The sequence below is a fragment of the Flavobacterium aquidurense genome (assembly GCF_001404985.1).
Taxonomy (GTDB): Bacteria; Bacteroidota; Bacteroidia; order Flavobacteriales; family Flavobacteriaceae; genus Flavobacterium; species Flavobacterium aquidurense_B.
Genome location: NZ_JRLF01000015.1, coordinates 830,392 through 846,581, shown reverse-complemented (window position 1 = coordinate 846,581; position 16,190 = coordinate 830,392). Strand labels below are relative to the sequence as shown.

Below are 16,190 nucleotides of genomic sequence, written 5' to 3'. Positions count from 1 at the left end.
AATTAAAGACTTGGTAAGTCTCCGTTTCCTTTGGTTGGCAAGTTAGTAGAGCCCATTAAGAACAAATCTACTTCTCTTGCTGCTTCGCGACCTTCTGAAATAGCCCATACAATTAATGATTGTCCTCGACGCATATCACCTGCAGTGAAAATATGCGGAACGTTTGTTTGATAATTAGTAGCTTTATAATTGCTTCTCATATCTACTTCAAGACCTAATTGCTCGCTTAAAGTTTTTTCAGGACCTGTAAATCCTAAAGCTAATAAAGCCAAATCACAAGGCCAGATTTTCTCAGAACCTTCTTTTTCGATTAATTCAGGACGTTGGCCCGGAGTCATTTTCCATTGTACTTCAACAGTTTTTAAACCTGTTAATTCTCCTTTTTCGTTAGATAAGAATTCTTTAGTATTGATTAACCAGTTTCTGTCGCAACCTTCTTCGTGTGATGAAGACGTTTTTAACTGTAACGGCCAGAAAGGCCAAGGAGTTGATTCGCTTCTTCCAACCGGAGGTTTTGGTAAAATCTCAAAATTAGTCACAGATTTTGCTCCGTGTCTGTTTGATGTTCCAACGCAGTCAGAACCTGTGTCTCCACCACCAATTACGATTACGTCTTTTCCGGTTGCTTTTACCTGATCCGGAACAGATTCGCCGTATAAAACTTTAGTTTGCTGTGTAAGGAAATCCATTGCCTGAACAACGCCTTTGCTTTCGATTCCTTTAGTTGGCAAACTTCTTCTTTCGGTCGCTCCACCACACAATACGATAGAATCAAAAGTATTTAGTTCTGCTACGCTAAAGTTTACACCAACATTTACATTCACTTTAAAAGTAATTCCTTCAGCTTCAAGAATGGCTACACGTCTGTCGATGATTCCTTTTTCTAGTTTGAAATTCGGAATTCCGTAACGTAATAATCCTCCAATAGCGTTGTCTCTTTCAAAAACCGTTACCGTATGACCGGCTCTGTTTAATTGTTGAGCTGCTGCTAAACCTGCAGGTCCTGAACCAATAACGGCTACAGTTTTTCCTGTTCTGGTTTTTGGTGTTTGTGGTTTGATCCAACCTTCGGCAAAACCTCTTTCGATGATGTTTTTCTCGATGTTTTCGATTGCAACAGGTTCTTTGATGATACCTAATACACATGATTTCTCACATGGAGCAGGGCATAAGCGGCCTGTAAATTCCGGAAAGTTATTAGTAGATTGTAAAATCTCTAAAGCACTTTGCCATTCTTCCTGATGTACCATGTCGTTGAAGTCAGGAATTAAATTTCCTAACGGACAAGCACTGTGGCAAAAAGGAATGCCACAATCCATACATCTTGAACCTTGTTCTTTTATTTTATCTTTTGCTAACGGAATCGTAAATTCATTGTAGTTAGAAACACGCTCTGCTACTGCTAAATTACTTTCGTCGGCTCTGCTATATTCTTTAAATCCGCCTATTTTACCCATGACATTTTTATTAAATTTAGTTGTGAGATATGAAATATGAGAAGGGAGTTGAAAACTTTCAACTTAGTACCTCTGCACCTTTGTAACTCAGAACCTTTTAATTACGCTATTAATTCTTCTATTTTTTTCTCTTCTGCAATTCGTTGTAATGCTTTTTTGTAATCAGTTGGCATTACTTTTACGAAATGGTTTTGTTCATTTTCCCAGTCTGCTAAAATTCTTTTTGCTAATGGACTATTGGTGTACAAAGAGTGGTTTTTGATCAGTTTTCTTAGTTTCGTAACATCTTCTTCTTCGATAGGGTCAAAAGCAACCATTTCCATGTTGCAAACTGTTGCATCGAATTTTTGATTAGGGTCATAAACATAAGCAACACCACCGCTCATACCCGCTGCGAAGTTTCTTCCTGTTTTTCCTAAAACTACTACTGTACCACCTGTCATGTATTCGCATCCGTGATCTCCAATTCCTTCAACAACTGCAGTTGCTCCGGAGTTTCTCACACAAAAACGCTCACCGGCCATTCCGTTAATATACGCCTCTCCGGTAATAGCTCCATAAAGGGCAACGTTACCAATAATGATATTTTCTTCAGGTTTGAAAGTTGCAGTAGGAGGGACTTTGATAATCAATTTTCCTCCTGATAATCCTTTTCCTAAATAATCATTACAGTTTCCGTGAATTTTAAACGACAATCCGTTTGTTGCAAATGCACCAAAACTTTGTCCGGCAGAACCTTCAAAATCAACTAAAATAGTGTCATCAGGTAAACCTTGTGCGCCATATATTTTTGAGATTTCATTACTCAAAATAGCACCTACAGAACGGTCTGTATTTTTAATTTTAAATGTAACTCTTGTTTTTTCTTTTCTATAAATAGAAGGAATCGCTTCTTTGATAATGGCAAAATCCAATACATTGTCTAAATCGTGATCTTGCTCAGTTGTATTGTGAATTGGTTCTGTTTTAGCTTTTTCTGGTTTGTATAAAATCGATGATAAATCTAAACCATTTGCTTTATAATGTTTGATCGCTTTGTTCACATTTAATTTTTGTGACTGACCCACCATTTCTTTCAATGTTCTAAAACCTAATTGTGCCATGATTTCTCTTAACTCTTCAGCAATAAAATACATGAAGTTGATTACGTGCTCCGGCGTTCCTTTGAAATTTTTTCTCAATTCAGGATCCTGAGTTGCAATACCAACCGGGCAAGTATTCAAGTGACAAGCTCTCATCATAATACAACCGGAAGCAACAAGCGGGGCAGTAGCAAAACCAAATTCTTCTGCTCCTAATAATGCAGCGATAGCTACGTCACGACCTGTTTTTAATTGTCCGTCACATTCCAGAACTACACGGCTTCTTAAATCATTTAAGATTAAAGTTTGTTGCGCTTCGGCTAGTCCAAGTTCCCAAGGAATACCGGTGTGTTGTAAAGATGTTAATGGCGCAGCACCAGTTCCTCCGTCGTAACCTGAAATCAGGATAACGTCAGCTTTTGCTTTGGCAACACCGGCAGCGATGGTTCCAACTCCAACTTCAGAAACTAATTTTACGTTTATACGTGCTTCACGATTGGCATTTTTTAAGTCGAAAATCAACTGTGATAAATCCTCAATAGAGTAAATATCGTGGTGTGGCGGAGGCGAAATCAAACCTACATAAGGTGTAGAGTTTCTGGTTTCAGCGATCCACGGCACTACTTTTTCTCCGGGTAATTGACCACCTTCACCAGGTTTTGCACCTTGAGCCATTTTAATCTGAATCTCTTTAGCATTTGTCAAATAGTTGATCGAAACACCAAAACGTCCTGAAGCTACTTGTTTGATCGCACTATTTCTTGAATCTCCGTTAATTTCTTTCTGGAAACGTTTAGGATCTTCTCCACCTTCTCCAGAGTTACTTTTTCCGCCAATTCTGTTCATTGCAATGGCTAAATTTTCGTGTGCTTCTCTACTGATAGATCCGTAAGACATTGCACCCGTTTTGAATTTTTTTACAATTTCTGTCCAAGGTTCTACTTCATCAATAGAAATTGGATCTAAATTATTAAATTCGAATAAACCTCTAATCGTCATTAAGTTTGAGCTTTGCTCATTGACCATATTCGAGTATTCTTTATAACTTTCAGGACTGTTCAAACGAACCGCCTGTTGTAATTTAGAAATCGTTGTCGGGTTAAACATGTGTTTTTCTCCGCCACGTCTCCATCTGTAAATACCTCCAATTTCTAAAGAAAGCAAGTTTGCGATTTTAGAGTTTGGAAATGCTTTCTGGAAACGTTTCTTCACTTCTTTTTCTACTTCCATCAAACCAATTCCTTCGATTCTTGAAGGGGTGTAAGGGAAATATTTATTAGTGAAAGTTTTGTTTAAACCTAAAATCTCGAAAATCTGAGCAGCTCTGTACGAATGTAAAGTTGAGATACCAATTTTGTTCATGATTTTAAGGATACCTTTTGCAATCGCTTTGTTGTAATTTACAATCGCATAATCAGCTTTTACTCCTGTAATAAATCCTTGGTTTACCTGATCGTGAATAATCTCGTTTACCATATAAGGATTGATCGCACTTGCACCATATCCAAACAATAAAGCAAAATGATGCGGCTCACGAGGTTCTGCAGATTCGATTATGATTCCGAATTTAGAACGTACCTGTAAGATGTTTAAAGAGTGGTGAATGTAAGAACAAGCCAATAACATAGGTATTGGGGCTAATTCTTCGCTAACACCTCTATCTGATAAGATGATAATATTGCATCCTTCAGAAACAGCTTTGAAAGTTGCCTGAACACATTTTTCAAGTGCTCTTTCTAAACCGTTAACTCCTTTTTCTATTTTATATAAAGTAGAAATAGTAGCCGATTTGAAATCTGCGTGATCAATGTTTCTGATTTTATCTAAATCCTCATTCGAGATAACCGGATTTTGGATTTTTAGTTTTTTACATTGTTTCGATTCAATTTCAAAAATATTAAAATCACCACCAATTGCTAAACTGATATCAGTAATGATTTCTTCACGAATACCATCTAAAGGCGGGTTGGTCACCTGAGCAAATAATTGTTTAAAATAGTTGTACAACAATTGTGGCTGCTCTGATAATACTGCCAATGGTGTATCGTTACCCATAGAACTGATGGCTTCAGCGCCTTGAGCTCCCATTGGGTTAATGATTGTTTTTAAATCCTCGATAGTATAACCAAATAATCTTTGTCTGGTCTGGAAATCAAGTTTCTCAACCGGAGTAGGATTATTAGTATAAGGTATTTTAGACAAAGGCAACAAGTTTGCGTCGATCCATTCCTGATACGGACGTTTTGTTACAATTGCTTTTTTAATTTCATCATCTTCAATAATACGACCTTCGTTCATGTCAACAAGGAACATTTTTCCTGGTTCTAAACGACCGTGTTGTATTACATCTTCCGGCTCTACATCAAGTACACCAATTTCTGATGACATAATTACGAAACCGCTTTTTGTTAATGTATAACGAGAAGGACGTAATCCGTTACGATCTAATAAAGCACCAATTACGTTACCATCTGTAAACGGAATAGAAGCTGGACCATCCCAAGGCTCCATGATACAAGAATTGAATTCGTAGAATGCTCTTTTTTCCGGAGACATTGTCTGGTGTTTTTCCCAAGCTTCTGGAACCACCATCATCATCGCTTCCGGCAATGAGCGACCTGTCATTAATAAAAGTTCAACCACCATGTCCATAGAAGCAGAATCTGATTTTCCTTCTAAGATAATTGGGAATAATTTTTTGATATCATTTCCAAAAACTTTGCTTTCCATCAGTTCTTCACGGGCACGCATACGGCTAACGTTTCCACGAAGTGTATTGATCTCACCATTATGACACATGTATCTAAACGGTTGAGCTAGTTCCCAGGAAGGGAAAGTATTTGTAGAGAAACGTTGGTGCACTAATGCCAAACGAGTCACTAAATCTGGATCTTTTAAGTCAACATAATAACGGCTGATGTCTTCAGGCATCAATAAACCTTTATATATTATGGTAGTTGTCGATAAACTAGAGAAATAAAACATATGACTTTCAGAGGTTTTAGATCCTCTTACGGCATGTTCAGCAATTTTTCTAGCTGCAAAAAGTTTTGCATTAAATTCTTGTTCAGTTAAATCCTGACCGTTTTTGCTAACAAAAACCTGTTTAACTGTTGGTTCTTTTTCTGCGGCAATCTGTCCTAAATTTTCTACTTCAACAGGTACATCTCTCCAACCCAGGATCTTCAAATTCTGATCCTTAATAGTCGATTCGAAAGCGTTGATACAAAAAGAAACCTGGTTTTTGCTTTTTGGTAAAAAAACCATTCCTACTGCATACTCACGTGTTTCAGGGATTTCAAAATCACATACTTTTTTAAAGAAAGCATGTGGGATATCGAATAAAATTCCAGCCCCGTCTCCAGTTCTTCCATCAGAACTAACGGCACCACGATGTTCCAATTTTATTAAGATGTCCAATGCTTTATGAATAATATCATTTGATTTAATACCATTCAGATTACAAATAAATCCTGCACCACAATTGTCGTGTTCAAATTCAGGCAAATAAAGCCCTTGTTCTTTAACTTTCATTCTTGATATTTTTTCTACAAAAATAAAGATTTCGTTAAACATAATGTATTGAAATTATAATTTGACTTACATTTTTATTGTAATATTAGAAAAACGCTTCTTAATTGATAATAATATTATATTAGCCATTGCGAATTGATAAAATGACAACACGCGTTATAATATATTAAGAAAAATCGCCGTAAGGCTAATAAATACGGTGATGTTTTTGTTAAATATCAAACGTTTTAGCGGATTCCAGTTAATATTAACAAATTGTTTAGTTAACTATTTCTTTGCATAGAAAAAGAATAAACGTTTTATAAATTCCCTACTTGTTTTTTAATTGAAAAAGATTTTACTTTTAAGTTGAATTTTGCTACTTTTGTCGCACTTTTATTCTGAAATAAATTCAGAACCAGACAAATTCTATATTATGAACATACACGAATATCAAGGAAAAGAAATTTTAGCGAGTTACGGAGTACGCATTCAACGCGGAATTGTGGCTAACAATGCAGTTGAAGCTGTGGCTGCTGCAAAACAATTAACTGCCGAGACTGGTACAGGATGGCACGTAATAAAAGCACAAATTCACGCAGGTGGTCGTGGAAAAGGTGGTGGAGTTAAGTTAGCTAAAAACTTACAACAAGTTGAAGAAATTGCAGGTCAGATTATCGGAATGCAATTGATTACACCTCAAACTTCTGCTGAAGGTAAAAAAGTAAACAAAGTATTAGTTGCAGAAGACGTTTACTATCCTGGTGAAAGTGAAACTTCTGAATTTTATGTTTCTGTTTTATTAAATAGAGCTACTGGTCGTAACATGATTATGTATTCTACTGAAGGTGGAATGGATATTGAAGAAGTTGCTGAGCACACTCCTCATTTAATTTTTACTGAAGAAGTTGATCCTTCTGTTGGATTACAAGGTTTTCAGGCAAGAAGAATTGCTTTTAACTTAGGCCTTTCTGGAAATGCTTTCAAGGAAATGGTTAAATTCATCGATTCATTATACAATGCTTACATTGGTTCTGATGCTTCTATGTTTGAAATCAACCCGGTTTTGAAAACTTCAGATAATAAAATTATGGCTGTAGATGCTAAAGTAAATATCGATGATAATGCTTTATACAGACAACCAAAATATGCTGAGATGAGAGATATCCGTGAGGAGAATCCAATCGAAGTTGAAGCTAAAGAAGTAGGTTTGAACTACGTAGATCTTGACGGTACTGTAGGATGTATGGTAAACGGAGCAGGTCTTGCAATGGCAACTATGGATTTAATTAAATATGCTGGTTTTGAGCCTGCTAACTTCTTAGACGTTGGTGGAACTGCTGATGCAAAACGTGTTGAAACTGCTTTCCGTATCATCTTAAAAGATCCTAACGTAAAAGCTATTTTAATTAATATTTTTGGTGGTATCGTTCGTTGTGACCGTGTGGCGCAAGGAGTTGTTGATGCTTACAAAAATATGGGTGATGCTATCAATGTGCCAATTATCGTTCGTTTGCAAGGAACAAATGCTGAAATTGCAAAAGAATTAATTGACAATTCAGGTATGCCAATCTTATCAGCTGTTCAGTTTCAAGAAGCTGCTGACCAAGTTAAAGCTGCACTTTCTTAATCAAATAAGAAATCAATTATATAGAAAATCCTTCCGATCTTCGGAGGGATTTTTTTTGTGGTCAATTTAACCGCAAAGCACGCAAAGTTTTTTTATTCACAAGATTTTATGTAAACGCAAAGTTAGCAAAGCTTTATTGATAAAAACTTTGCGAACTTTGCGAACTTTGCGGTAAAAAATATTAGCGGTTAGAAAACTATTTCAAAACCGTTGCTAATTCTACAATTTCAAATTCAGGATTGTGTTCTACAAATTCCCTAATCATTGCCGTATGGCCCGCTCCTAATAAAACCATTATTTTATCGTCTTTACTTTCAGTTAGTTTCTCAATTAAAGCATACATATAAAGGTTTCTTCGATACCATTCTGAAACTAAGAAAGCACCAACAAAATTATCTGTTTTTCCGCCTTTAACAGCTGTTTCTAGATACCAGCTAATATTATCTTCATTCGATGCTTTTGTGTTAATATCCAAAAGCAATTCAGTCAATGAATATTTCGCAATTTTTTTGTTTTGATCTATTTCATAATGTTTCATGGTTTCTTCATTCTTCTTGATTAAATCAAGCTGATTTGCTGCTGTCATTACTTTTACCAAACTGTCATAAGGAAAATCGGCGTTGTTGTAATCAATTCCGTAAAGCTTTTTATGACCTAATTTTTTAGCTGATCTTAAAGCCACCTGAACGATTTCGTCTGCATCTTTACGAAGTAAACTATCTGTGTTTTTATTGTAAAATTTATCCAGTTTGGCTTGTCTCTCATAATTCCATTCAATGAAAATTTTATCAGGACCAAACTTTTTAATTTTATCGGTAATGTTTTCCAGTTCTTTTTGGCTTTTGTCAGACATAACATTAAACGTATTTACTTTTGCAACATCAAGTCCCGGATTTTCAAAGTGGAAAGTTCCAAGTAATAAAATTTGTTTCTTTTTTGATTGAGCAGAAACAGTATTAAATGCAATTGCAAAAAGGAGTAATAAAGCGATTTTTTTCATGATGATTTGTTTTAAATTCATGACAAATATATAGTCGCTTTTAAGGTGATTTATTAGTTTTTGATAAACACCGGTTTTCAAATTACAAACGTTGATAATATACTTTCGAAAAATTTCATGTACTGTTTTTGATAGTTCATCACCAGAAATACAGGTTTTATATAAATATAGTATTCATATAAACTCATAGTTGTATTTTTGAAATAACAACCACATTATTATGAAGCTAAAGATCCCTTTCTATTATCATATTCTTCTTTTTTCAGGACTATTTATAACCTTTTATATTTGGGATATTGGCGTAAATAACCAGAAAATGAATTTCGTTTTCAGCAGTCTTTATTTTGCATTTAATGCTGGCTTTGTGTTTTCGATTTTCATTGTATATCTTTTGAACTTTTACACGTTTTGTGATTGGTTTTTAAATAAAAAAAGACTCTTATTTTATATATTAAGTATTCCCGTTTCCTTGTTGATTTTTGCCGGAGTCCGCTATTTTATGCAGGAAATAGTTATTTTTGAAATTACAGGAATTCATAATTATGCTAAAAAAACAAGGGAGTTGACGTATTATGTCAGGGATAATTTTTTCTTCGGATTACCTTCTATCATTTTAAGTGCTTTGAGTTATTTATTTTGGCAATTTCAGGAAACATATAAACACAATCAGCAATTGCTTTTAGAGAATAAAAAAGCAGAACTACAAATGCTGAAATCACAAGTTAGTCCGCATTTTTTGTTTAATACGTTAAATTCTTTCTATAGCCAATTGATTTTGAAAGATGATAAAATGGCATCAGATGTTTTAGTTCTTTCAGATTTACTTCGCTATGTGATTACGGAAACAGATAAAGAAGAGGTTTTACTTTCAAAAGAAATTCAATTCATTCAAAACTATATTCATTTGCAGAAAAAACGATTCGAAGACCAGCTTTATTTAGACTTTGAAATTGAAGGAAACTATTCAACTGAAAAAATACTTTCAGCAGCTTTGATTCATTTTATAGAAAATGTTTTTAAACACGGGACATTAAATAATCCGGATAAAAAAGCAAGTATTACGATCCGGGTAAAAGAGCACTTTTTAGAACTATCAACCTTTAATTATAATGTTGAGGGGGAGAATTATTCATCAACAGGAATTGGTTTTGATAATCTAACGAAACGTTTAGAATATGCTTATAAAAATGACTTTGTTCTTGAAAAAACTGCAGAAAACAATATCTTTAAAACCTATTTAAAAATACCACTAAAGAAATAATGTATGAATTTTAAATGTATCATTGTTGATGATGAACCGCCAGCAACCCGCATTCTCGAAAATTATATTGATAAAATATCTTTTCTGGAAAAAGAAGGTGTTTTTAATGACGCATTAAAAGCATTGGAATTTTTGAATACACAAAGTATAGATGTTATTTTTTTGGACATTCAAATGCCACAATTGACAGGTTTGCAGCTTTCCAGAATTATTTCCAAAGATATAAAAGTGATTTTTACAACTGCTTATCCGGATTTTGCCTTGGAAGGTTTTGAGCTAAATGCTATTGATTATTTATTGAAGCCAATTGCTTTCGAACGTTTTTATCAGGCAGTTTCAAAACTAAAAGCAGAACCTAAAACGGAATTTGTATCGAACAATTCACCGGATTTTATTTTTATAAAAACAGATGGAAAGAATAAATTTCAGAAGCTTTTTTTAGATGAGATTTTATATGTAGAAAGTCTTCAGAATTACGTTTGTATTCATACGCTGAAACAACAGATTATTACACATTCATCGTTAAAAAATGTAATTGAATCGTTGCCTGAAAACAATTTTATTCAGATTCATAAATCGTTTGTAATTGCTTTAAAACAAATCGAATCCACAGATAGTTTTTCTGTTTTTATTAACGGAAAAGAATTGCCAATTGGGGCTACATTTAAAGATGCTTTTTTTGATCGAATTGATCAGAATAAAATATAGAAGTTTAGGTTTGGTTTAACCGCAATCCTGATAACTATCTGTAGCAGAGATTTTTTTTGCAATACTTAAGATGCATTGCTGTGCGTCTCTATAATGAAATAAGGTATAATAAAAAATCCCTTCAATTGTTCGAAGGGATTTTGATGAAATTATTTTTATAAATACATTAATGTGCATTTTTCATATCACATTTTATATTTTACAAAAATTACGATTTTTTATTTTTTCCGTTTTTGTAAACCACTTTTTCTACAACAGATACTTTTCCATTTCCTTTAGGGAATTCTTTCTTTTTAGGTTTTCCAGCTGCCGGACCAGATTTAGAAGGAGCTTTATCGCCTCTTCCTCTTTCAGCATCTTTTGCACTTGCTTTAAATTCAGGTCTTTCTTTAGTACTGTCTTTCTTTGGGATTTCAGCTTTGTGTTTTGCTAAAACCTCATTTGGGTTTTTCGGGTTTTCCTTCGTTCCTCTTAAATGAATTACTAATCCGTTTAAGAAATTACGCAAAACCTGATCACCACATTCCATGTAATTTTCATGATCTTCGGCTCTAAAAAAAGCGCCCAATTCTGATTTTGTAATTCTAAAATCTACTAATTCTAAAATTTCAACTATTTGGTCGTCACGGAGCATCAAAGCCACGCGAAGTTTTTTTAGGATATCGTTGTTTGTCATCGTTTAATTTTTTACAAAGGTACGTTTTAAAACTAATTTGATTGCAATTTATTGAGTTGAGCTAAGTTTTTTTGCCACGAATTACACGAATTTTCACCAATTAAAACTTAAGCGTGATACAATTAGTAAAAATTCGTGTAATTGGTGGCAACCTTTTTACTTTTTGTTTTTAAATATTTTCGTTTAGAAATCCAATTAATTTATCTAAATCTTCATGCAAATGATTTGCTGTGATTACAATTCTATTTAGATTATTGGAGTTTTCCTGGTATTTAAAATTGGCGATGATAATCTTATTTTCTTTTAGTTTTTCGATTAGATCTTCATTTTCTAAATAGATTAGCGGATAATTTTTATCAAATTTGATTGTGTCATTTTTAATTAACTTTCGATCGATATAATTCAGGTTTTCCAATAGTTTTTGATGTTGAATTTGGTAAAGATCCGCCGCATCTGCCAGAGTCTGAACAAAAGCAGGATTCATTCCGGCGGCAGAAATAAAAGTATCCAGACTTTTTATTTGATTGATAAACAAAGTATCACTTGCAATAACACCGCCATTTACGCCAAATGCTTTCCCCAAAGACGAAACCATAATTTTTCTTTTAATTGGAAGATTGATTTGGGAGTAGATTCCCGATCCATTTTTTCCTAATATTCCCAAAGAATGAGATTCATCAATAAGTAAAGTGATTTCTTTATGATTTGGAATTTCGTTTAAAACAGATAAATCTATTGCTTTTGTTTGAAAAGACGGAACGCCATCAGTCAGAATTGTAATTCTTTCTGGTTTAGAATCTAACAAACGAGGATTTATAGTATCGTTTATAAAGAGTGGTAAACTATTTGCTTTGATGGCAGGATGAATATCGGTAAAATGAAAAAAGCAATCCGTATTTTTATTCAATTCATCAATTACCAACTTTCCTGCGAGCATTCCTGATGAAACGGTAACGGCACTTTCGGCCTTGATATGATTGGCTAAGAAAATCTCACCATTTTCGTAAGCGTTGAGTTTTATATTAGCGCTTCTGGAACTTCCGTAAGTCGTTCCCCAATTGCGTATGTTCTTAATCACCAATTCCTGAAAATCCTTATTTGTAGGTAATCCTAAATATGCCGTTCCTCCAAAATACAAATATTGTTGCTCTTCTATCTCAATAATTCTATCTGGAAACTGGTTGACATTCATAGCATTTATATTAAGGTAACTCCGGTTCCGTTAAGTTTAGAATAATGTATTATTCCATTTTTTATAGTTACTCCGGTTGCTATATCTTTTGCTAAAAGTAATGCTCCATCCATATCAACATAATCTAGTTGAGGTAATAAATGCGCAATAGCAGAAATTCCAACTGTCGATTCGGTCATGCAGCCTACCATTGTTTTTAAGCCTAGTTTTTTAGCTTCTTCAATCATCCGTTTTCCGGGAGTTAATCCCCCACATTTTACGAGTTTTACATTTACTCCATGAAAATGATTGAAGCATTTGGCGACATCTTCTTCTATAATGCAGCTTTCATCTGCAATTATTGGTAAAACGGAATGTTTAAAAACTTCCTTATGAGCTTCCCAATTATCGGCTTTCATAGGCTGTTCCAGAAATTCTACTCCTAATTTTTTGAGTTCAACCGCATTATTAATCGTTTCATCAACTCCCCAGCCGCAATTAGCATCGATTCTAAAAATGGCATTGGTATGTTTTCGAAGTTCTTTTACGATCGCGATATCTTCTTTAGTGCCTAACTTAATTTTATAAATAGGCCAGGGAAGTTCCTGCATTTTTGAAACCATTTTTTCTATAGAAGCAATCCCAATTGTATAATCGGTTAATGGATTTCTTTCGATTGAATAATTCCATAATTCATATAATTTCTTTCCTTTTTTGCGGGCATAAAGATCATTATAGGCCAGATCCAAAGCGCACAAAGCAAACATATCGTTTTTTAAATGCGGATATATTTTTGCCCAAAATACATCAGGAGTTTCGTCTTTTGTAGTTTCAATAATGGTTCTTATTTTCTCTAAATCCTGAATCATCACCGGAACTGTGGTTTTATAGTAGGGATTTGAAGTTGCTTCTCCAAAACCCGAAAAACCATCACTTTTGAGCTCGACAATCAAGGAAGGCTGAAAATCAATTGATTCTCTGGAAATGGTAAAAGTATGTTTGAGTTGTAAGTTGTATTCTCTTAAAATTAGTTCCATAGTGAGTTCGAATGTTTTTTATATTTCTAACCAAACAGAGGTAATCGACAAGAATACAAAAAGAGGAATCCTCTAATCCTTTAGTTCTCTTGTGTTTTAGATTTAAAAACAATATTTTAGCTAAAAATAATAAATTGATGAATACCGAAACACAAAAGAGAAGTTTACTTTTAGAAATGATTGCTTTTTCTACTGTTGATGGGCAATTGCATAAAAGGGAATATGAGTTTTTGTGGCTGGTGGCTAAGGAATTAAAAATTGAATTGGCTGTTTTTAAAGATTTATTTCATCAGGAATACTCCACTCAAATTATAAAATCTGAGTTTCAGAGAATTCAACAGTTTTACAGATTAGCCCTTATCATGTATTGCGATGGCATCTTGCATGAAAAAGAAGCTAAAGCCATACAGCAAATTGCGATCGAAATGGGATTAAACCCCAATGCAACCAAACGGGTTTTAGATCTAATGAAAAAAGCTCCAAACGCTATCATTGATCCTAAAGTTTTATTGAAAGTTTTTCAGGAACAACACAATTAAGCTAATTGTTCCTGTAATTTTTTGATATCATCACGTAATTTTGCCGCTTGTAAAAAGTCAAGTTCTTTCGCCGCTTTCTCCATTGATTTACGTTTTTCCCGAATCATTTTTTCTAATTCAGATTTCGATAAATAAGCAGTTTCCGGTTCTGCAGCTACAGATAATGTATGACCCAACTCGTATTCTACTAAAGGATTTTTGGTAAAAGCACTGTCGATTTTTTTATTTAAAGCCTGTGGCGTAATGCCATGTTCTGTATTATAATTGATCTGTTTGGTTCTGCGATATTCCGTTTCGTCTATTGTTCGTTGCATACTTGCCGTAATTTTATCGGCATACAAAATTGCTTTTCCGTTAAGGTTTCTTGCCGCACGACCAATAGTTTGTGTTAAAGATCTGTGATTACGAAGAAAACCTTCTTTATCAGCATCAAGAATTGCAACAAGCGAAACCTCTGGTAAATCAAGTCCTTCACGAAGTAAGTTTACTCCAATAAGAACATCAAAAATACCTTTTCGTAAATCCTGCATGATTTCGATACGTTCCAGTGTATCTACTTCAGAATGTATATAACGGCAACGAATGTTTACTTTGGTCAAATATTTTGCCAGTTCTTCGGCCATTCTTTTAGTCAAAGTAGTTACTAAAACTCTTTCGTCTAATTCACAACGCACCTGAATTTCTTCGATCAGATCATCGATTTGATTCAAACTTGGTCTTACTTCGATAATTGGATCTAATAATCCCGTTGGGCGAATAATTTGTTCTACATAAATACCATCCGTTTTTTGCAATTCGTAATCTGCCGGTGTTGCAGATACATAAATTACCTGATTTTGTATGGCTTCAAACTCTTCAAATTTCAAAGGTCTGTTATCCATTGCGGCAGGTAATCGGAAACCATATTCAACCAGATTTTCTTTACGGCTTCTGTCGCCTCCATACATAGCGTGAACCTGAGAAACAGTTACGTGACTTTCGTCGACAATCATCAAATAATCACTTGGGAAATAATCTAATAAACAGAACGGTCTTGTTCCGGCTTGTCTTCCGTCAAGATATCTTGAATAGTTTTCGATTCCGGAGCAATAACCTAATTCACGAATCATTTCAAGATCAAAATTGGTACGTTCTTCCAGACGCTTTGCTTCTAAATGTTTTCCTATTTCTTTAAAATAATCGACTTGTTTTACCAAATCCTGCTGAATTTCCCAAATGGCACCTTGCAGTACATCCGGAGACGTTACAAACATATTTGCGGGATAAATAGTCAATCGCTTGAATTTTTCAATGACTTGTGAAGTCTTGGCATCAAAGGATTCAATTTCTTCAATTTCATCACCAAAAAAGTGAATTCTAAACGCATCATCAGCATAACTTGGATATACTTCGACTGTATCACCTTTGATTCTAAAAGTTCCCGGATTAAAATCGGCTTCGGTTCTGGCGTATAAACTTTGAACCAGACTATGAAGCAATTTAGTTCTCGAAATAACCTGATCTCTGCTTATTTCAATTACGTTCTTTTTAAATTCAACCGGATTTCCAATACCATATAAACACGAAACAGAAGCTACAACCAAAACATCACGACGTCCTGAAAGTAGGGAAGAAGTAGTGCTTAAACGCATTTTTTCTAGCTCCTCGTTGATAGATAAATCTTTTTCTATAAAAACCCCTGTTACGGGCATAAAAGCTTCGGGCTGATAATAATCGTAGTACGAAACAAAATATTCCACAGCATTATTCGGGAAAAATTGTTTGAACTCAGAATATAATTGTGCTGCCAGCGTTTTATTATGTGCCAAAACCAAAGTAGGTCTTTGAACTTCCTGAATAACATTGGCAACTGTAAATGTTTTTCCTGATCCGGTAACGCCTAATAATGTCTGGTACTTTTCGCCATCTACTACACCTTGCGAAAGTTTTTCGATTGCTTGTGGCTGATCACCTTTTGGACTATACTCTGAGGATACTTGGAAATTCATTTTGGGATGATGAAAAGATTAGTTTTGTAAAGATACAAAGTTTGAATTCTATAAAAAAGTGTTGTCACGAATTACACGAATTGCCCGAATTTTTTGTTATTGTTGATTTTGTTTCACGCAGATTTAAA

11 protein-coding genes are annotated in these 16,190 nt (G+C 34.3%); 4 read left to right on the top strand and 7 right to left on the bottom strand.

What is annotated here, in order from left to right:
* Positions 1-2: 2 nt before the first annotated feature.
* The gene (locus RC62_RS22160; RefSeq protein ID WP_055098520.1) at positions 3-1,457 is read right to left on the bottom strand and encodes a glutamate synthase subunit beta; all 1,455 of its coding nucleotides are present in this window, start codon (positions 1,455-1,457) and stop codon (positions 3-5) included.
* A gap of 101 nt (positions 1,458-1,558) precedes the next feature.
* Complete coding sequence (gene gltB, locus RC62_RS22155) at positions 1,559-6,073, bottom strand: glutamate synthase large subunit (protein ID WP_055098519.1); 4,515 nt, start codon at positions 6,071-6,073, stop codon at positions 1,559-1,561.
* A gap of 415 nt (positions 6,074-6,488) precedes the next feature.
* Here gltB and sucC point away from each other — a divergent pair, with 415 nt between their 5' ends.
* Positions 6,489-7,682, top strand: coding sequence for an ADP-forming succinate--CoA ligase subunit beta (sucC, locus tag RC62_RS22150; RefSeq protein WP_035684436.1), 1,194 nt, complete (start codon positions 6,489-6,491; stop codon positions 7,680-7,682).
* A 196-nt stretch (positions 7,683-7,878) separates the two neighbouring features.
* On the opposite strand, the gene RC62_RS22145 is transcribed toward sucC, so the two are convergent.
* A complete protein-coding gene (locus tag RC62_RS22145) occupies positions 7,879-8,682 on the bottom strand; it encodes a DUF5694 domain-containing protein (protein ID WP_055098518.1) in 804 nt (267 codons plus the stop codon).
* A 220-nt stretch (positions 8,683-8,902) separates the two neighbouring features.
* On the opposite strand from RC62_RS22145, the gene RC62_RS22140 reads away from it, so the two are divergent.
* Complete coding sequence (locus RC62_RS22140) at positions 8,903-9,943, top strand: sensor histidine kinase (protein ID WP_055098517.1); 1,041 nt, start codon at positions 8,903-8,905, stop codon at positions 9,941-9,943.
* Positions 9,944-9,946: 3 nt separating this feature from the next.
* A complete protein-coding gene (locus RC62_RS22135) occupies positions 9,947-10,651 on the top strand; it encodes a LytR/AlgR family response regulator transcription factor (RefSeq protein ID WP_055098516.1) in 705 nt (234 codons plus the stop codon).
* A gap of 208 nt (positions 10,652-10,859) precedes the next feature.
* Here the strand turns inward: RC62_RS22135 and RC62_RS22130 are convergent, their stop codons facing one another.
* The 3 genes from RC62_RS22130 to RC62_RS22120 form a co-directional block, all read right to left on the bottom strand.
* Positions 10,860-11,327 (bottom strand): DUF1456 family protein, encoded by a 468-nt coding sequence (locus RC62_RS22130; RefSeq protein ID WP_055098515.1) that lies wholly within the window; start codon positions 11,325-11,327, stop codon positions 10,860-10,862.
* 169 nt (positions 11,328-11,496) lie between these two features.
* Positions 11,497-12,519, bottom strand: a complete 1,023-nt coding sequence (locus RC62_RS22125; RefSeq protein WP_055098514.1) for an aminotransferase class I/II-fold pyridoxal phosphate-dependent enzyme — start codon at positions 12,517-12,519, stop codon at positions 11,497-11,499.
* Between the two features lie 5 nt (positions 12,520-12,524).
* Positions 12,525-13,535 carry a dipeptide epimerase gene (locus RC62_RS22120; protein ID WP_055098513.1) on the bottom strand — a complete coding sequence of 337 codons (1,011 nt, stop codon included), beginning with the start codon at positions 13,533-13,535 and terminating at the stop codon, positions 12,525-12,527.
* A gap of 137 nt (positions 13,536-13,672) precedes the next feature.
* On the opposite strand from RC62_RS22120, the gene RC62_RS22115 reads away from it, so the two are divergent.
* Complete coding sequence (locus tag RC62_RS22115; protein ID WP_055098512.1) at positions 13,673-14,074, top strand: hypothetical protein; 402 nt, start codon at positions 13,673-13,675, stop codon at positions 14,072-14,074.
* Here the strand turns inward: RC62_RS22115 and uvrB are convergent.
* Positions 14,071-16,062 (bottom strand): excinuclease ABC subunit UvrB, encoded by a 1,992-nt coding sequence (gene uvrB, locus RC62_RS22110; RefSeq protein ID WP_055098511.1) that lies wholly within the window; start codon positions 16,060-16,062, stop codon positions 14,071-14,073. The two genes, RC62_RS22115 and uvrB, sit on opposite strands and share 4 nt — an antisense overlap.
* Positions 16,063-16,190: the final 128 nt, after the last annotated feature.

Bases quoted from the DNA above. Each gene is read 5' to 3' on its own strand.
- RC62_RS22160 (WP_055098520.1), bottom strand. From the start codon at position 1,457: ATGGGTAAAATAGGCGGATTTAAAGAATATAGCAGAGCCGACGAAAGT.
- gltB (WP_055098519.1), bottom strand. From the start codon at position 6,073: ATGAAAGTTAAAGAACAAGGGCTTTATTTGCCTGAATTTGAACACGAC.
- sucC (WP_035684436.1), top strand. From the start codon at position 6,489: ATGAACATACACGAATATCAAGGAAAAGAAATTTTAGCGAGTTACGGA.
- RC62_RS22145 (WP_055098518.1), bottom strand. From the start codon at position 8,682: ATGAAAAAAATCGCTTTATTACTCCTTTTTGCAATTGCATTTAATACT.
- RC62_RS22140 (WP_055098517.1), top strand. From the start codon at position 8,903: ATGAAGCTAAAGATCCCTTTCTATTATCATATTCTTCTTTTTTCAGGA.
- RC62_RS22135 (WP_055098516.1), top strand. From the start codon at position 9,947: ATGAATTTTAAATGTATCATTGTTGATGATGAACCGCCAGCAACCCGC.
- RC62_RS22130 (WP_055098515.1), bottom strand. From the start codon at position 11,327: ATGACAAACAACGATATCCTAAAAAAACTTCGCGTGGCTTTGATGCTC.
- RC62_RS22125 (WP_055098514.1), bottom strand. From the start codon at position 12,519: ATGAATGTCAACCAGTTTCCAGATAGAATTATTGAGATAGAAGAGCAA.
- RC62_RS22120 (WP_055098513.1), bottom strand. From the start codon at position 13,535: ATGGAACTAATTTTAAGAGAATACAACTTACAACTCAAACATACTTTT.
- RC62_RS22115 (WP_055098512.1), top strand. From the start codon at position 13,673: ATGAATACCGAAACACAAAAGAGAAGTTTACTTTTAGAAATGATTGCT.
- uvrB (WP_055098511.1), bottom strand. From the start codon at position 16,062: ATGAATTTCCAAGTATCCTCAGAGTATAGTCCAAAAGGTGATCAGCCA.